The organism is Microvirga arvi (genome assembly GCF_016892765.1).
GTDB lineage: Bacteria > Pseudomonadota > Alphaproteobacteria > Rhizobiales > Beijerinckiaceae > Microvirga > Microvirga arvi.
Genome location: NZ_JAFEMD010000143.1, coordinates 1 through 3,425, shown reverse-complemented (window position 1 = coordinate 3,425; position 3,425 = coordinate 1). Strand labels below are relative to the sequence as shown.

At 64.1% G+C, this 3,425-nt stretch carries 2 protein-coding genes; both read right to left on the bottom strand.

The annotated features are described in order from the left end of the window. Nucleotides 1-519: 519 nt before the first annotated feature. On the bottom strand, nt 520-2,445 hold the full coding sequence (ftsH, locus tag ILT44_RS30050; RefSeq protein ID WP_239468642.1) for an ATP-dependent zinc metalloprotease FtsH: 1,926 nt from the start codon (nt 2,443-2,445) through the stop codon (nt 520-522). A gap of 78 nt (nt 2,446-2,523) precedes the next feature. Then, nucleotides 2,524-2,925, bottom strand: a complete 402-nt coding sequence (locus tag ILT44_RS30045) for a DUF4112 domain-containing protein (protein ID WP_204243269.1) — start codon at nt 2,923-2,925, stop codon at nt 2,524-2,526. Nucleotides 2,926-3,425: the final 500 nt, after the last annotated feature.

Genomic DNA, 3,425 nt, shown 5'->3' with positions numbered 1-3,425 from the left:
CCCGATCCACACGCTTTGCCTCAAGCCCTCCAGGTCGTCGCTCACGCCAAGGAGGTCTCGCATCCAGACAACTAGGAGCCATGAGCCTGCGCGGCTGGAGCCCCCATCCATCTCCATGCCTTCAACCCGTGAACCCGCCTTCTGGTCAGGCAACGGTGCGATCTGTCCAGAGGGCATCGCAGGGCTTACCATCCTTGCGGATGACGCTGATCCTGCCATCCCTCTCCATAAAGGCCCGTTTGACCGCGGCCATGTCAATGCTCAGTGAGCGGACGCTCTTTAACCTCATCGGCTGACATCAACAACGATTCGTACCCTAACGCCTGCTTTTGGTACACCCCGGAAGTAGACCGAATGTCGGTTTATGGTCGTAACACGGGACGTTCCTGAAGGCAGGGAGACTTTAGACGGTCTTAATCCACGGACGTTTGGCACATTGCCGAAAAGCGGTGGAATGCTGGGTCAAACGATGTGAAGGCGCGTGTGTCCGGGCCACACGCGCCTTGGTGAGGTGATCCCTCAGTTTTGGGGCTGCGGGACAAGTCCCCCGTCGCTTTCCCGAGGGCGGCCCGGGCGCGTGGTCGGGACAGCCGAGCCGCGGTTCGGGGTGACCGTGTCGCCCGAATCCCTCACGGGCGGCTGGCCGTCGAGGAGGTTGCGGATCTCCTCGCCTGTGAGGGTCTCGTATTCCAGAAGGCCTCGGGCCAGCGCCTCAAGCTCGTGCTGCTTCTCGGTGAGAATGCGGCGGGCGTCGTTGAGGCCGCCCTCCACGAGGCGCCGGACCTCGGAGTCGATCTTCTGGGCGGTCGCCTCGGACACGTTCTGCTGCCGGCCCATCTGCATGCCGAGGAACACCTCGTCATTGTTGTCGCCATAGGCCACGGTGCCGAGCTCGGGCGAGAAGCCCCACTTGGTGACCATCATGCGGGCCAGGCGCGTGGCCTGCTCGATGTCCGACTGGGCACCGGAGGTGACCTTGTCCTTGCCGAAGATCATCTCCTCGGCGATGCGCCCGCCCATCATGATCGCCAGGCGCGACGTCATCTGCTCATAGGACATGGACAGCTTGTCCCGCTCCGGCAGCTGCATGACCATGCCCAGCGCCCGGCCGCGCGGAATGATCGTGGCCTTGTGGACCGGATCGGTGGCCGGGACGTTGAGCGCCACCACCGCGTGGCCGGCCTCGTGATAGGCGGTCAGGCGCTTCTCGTCGTCGGTCATGACCAGGGTGCGGCGCTCGGCGCCCATCATCACCTTGTCCTTGGCGTCCTCGAACTCTTTCATCGTCACGATGCGCTTGCCGCGCCGCGCCGCGAGCAGCGCCGCCTCGTTGACGAGGTTCATCAGGCCCGCGCCCGAGAAGCCGGGAGTGCCGCGGGCGATGACCTTCAGGTCCACGTCGGGAGCCAGCGGAACCTTCCGCACATGGACGCGCAGGATCTTCTCGCGGCCGACCACGTCGGGGTTGGGCACCACGATCTGGCGGTCGAAGCGGCCCGGACGCAGGAGCGCCGGATCGAGCACGTCGGGACGGTTGGTGGCAGCGATGATGATCACGCCTTCATTGGCCTCGAAGCCGTCCATCTCGACCAGCAGCTGGTTGAGGGTCTGCTCGCGCTCGTCGTTGCCGCCGCCGAGGCCGGCGCCGCGATGACGGCCGACCGCGTCGATCTCGTCGATGAAGATGATGCAGGGGGCGTTCTTCTTCGCCTGCTCGAACATATCGCGCACACGGGAGGCGCCGACGCCCACGAACATCTCGACGAAGTCGGAGCCCGAGATGGTGAAGAAGGGCACATTGGCCTCGCCTGCCACCGCACGGGCGGTCAGGGTCTTGCCGGTGCCGGGAGGGCCGACGAGCAGCACGCCGCGGGGAATGCGGCCGCCGAGGCGCTGGAATTTTTGGGGATCGCGCAGGAACTCCACGACCTCCTGCAGGTCCTCCTTGGCCTCGTCGATGCCGGCGACATCGTCAAACGTGACCGGAGTTCCGGGCTGCAGCAGCTTGGCCTTGGACTTGCCGATGGACATCAGGCCTCCGCCACCCTGCTGGCCCATGGCCCTGTGGGACATCCAGACGACTAAGCCGATCATTAATGCGAAAGGGAGCAGCGACAGCAGCAGACTGCTCAGCAGGCCAGGTTGCGGCGGCGGCTCGGCCTTGATCACCACACCCTTCTGCTGCAGCTGAGTGATGAGGCCAGCGCCTTGCGGAATATAGGTGGTGACGCGGGCACCTGTCGAACGCTCGGCAACAACCTCCTGCCCCTGGATGGTAACGGAGCGGATCTCGCCCTGGTCGACCGCCGTGATGAACGCCGAGTAGGGGAGCTGCTCAGACTGAGGTGCTGACGTGCTCTGGAGGTAGAGCACCGACAGCAGGGTCATGACCGCAGCCACAATCGCCATGTTGCGGAAGTTGGGCGCGGTGTTGGGGTTGTTCATCTCTGTGCTTTCTGAACGACGGTGTCCTGATCGAGATAGAAGGCTCGGAGACAAGCCGGGCCCGCATGCTGGACAGCATCAGCCCTGGAAGGGCTTTGCCACGGGATGGACCTGGTCGAGGTGCCTGCGCAGCAGCGCCATGTTGCGCAGGTTTGAGCGGAAAAAGACGTCACCGGCCCAGCCAACCACAGGAATCGCGCTGATCACGAAGTCGGCACCGACGTTGCCAGCCATGCGCAGGAGCGTCCGCATCGGCACGCCGAGACGGTGCGCCTCCCAGATCAGATAGGCTGACATGCCTTTGGAGGTCAGCGTTCCAACAACAGGGATCAGGTTCAGAAGCGCGTCTGCGCCGAAACGCACGTTCGTTTCCGGCACGCGGATGGCGCTGTCGAGAAAGCGGGCAAGCTTATCAAGTCTGGCTCGAGTCTCGCCGGCGCGAAGGGAGGTGTCGGTAAGAGGGAACGCGTAAGATGTCACAGTCGTCTCCCAGATGCGGAGCGCGCTTCGAGGCGCTCCTCAGGTGAGAGAGTCCGACATCACAGCCTTGGGCAGACTGCCAGAGGGGCCCGGACCCCGGTACTAACAAGATGGGGAGTGAGCCGCCCGGGTTCAAGACCGAGCCCAACCCGACTCCCCGTCGGCAAGCTCGCAGGCCATGACTACGAGTGGCGCTCGACCACGGCAGTAGGCCGGCGGGTGTGCAACGCTAACGAACGCCTGCTGTTGGCACTGCTGCGACGTAAGACCTTGGTGAGCTTTGGTTGGTCAGAGCTGACGTTCGTTGAGCGGTCGAAATGTGAACGTCTGACCGAGGCCTTGTGAAAACGCTGTTGCCGGCGTGCGGATGATGGGCGCTGTTTTGCGGGTGCCGCGATGGTGCGCATGGGCGGGCGTGTGGCGTCAGGCTGCCAGAGCCTTCAGCAAAGGCCCGACACCCAGGATGTTGATCATCCGCTTCAGATTGTAGGCCAGCACGT